Below are 524 nucleotides of genomic sequence, written 5' to 3' on the forward strand. Positions count from 1 at the left end.
GCCCTCGGGGCCGCGGGGGTCCGGGAGGCGGGGGCCCTGGGCCTCCTCCTCGTGCTCGAGGCCCTCGCGGACGCCTTGCCCCCCGAGCCCGGGTCTCGGGGGGGCACCCCGGTGCGTCGGGCCGGCCGCGTCACGGTGGACCCCTGGGACGAGCCACTCACCCCGTCCGGGTCTGGCGGGGAGCCGGCGCCGGACGGGGAGTTCGAGGTCATGTACCTGGCGGAGCGCGCCGGGGCGGTCCCGGCTGCCCACCCGGATGCGCCTGCTGATGCGCTCCGCGCGGGCCTCGGTGCCCTGGGCCGCTCCGTGGTCGTGGTCGGGGACCAGGCTCTCTGGCAGGTGCACGTGCACACCGACCGTCCGCTCGAGGCCGTCGGTCTCGCGCGCCGCCTCGGTCTGGTGGCGCACCAGGTCATGGTGCGCCACCTCGCACGGCAGTCGGGGGTGCACGGCGACCGGGCGCCCGCACTGGGCCTCGTCGCGGTGACCGGCGCCCCCGGGCTCGTCCCCGACCTCGCCCGGGC

General features: G+C 79.0%; 1 pseudogene. It reads left to right on the forward strand.

Going from position 1 to position 524, the window contains the following annotated elements:
• Nucleotides 1–524 (forward strand): annotated as a pseudogene (locus L0B03_RS19000) (hypothetical protein); the annotation flags it as partial.

Origin of the sequence: Actinotalea sp. C106 (genome assembly GCF_023630195.1) — a bacterium.
Taxonomy (GTDB): Bacteria; Actinomycetota; Actinomycetes; order Actinomycetales; family Cellulomonadaceae; genus Actinotalea.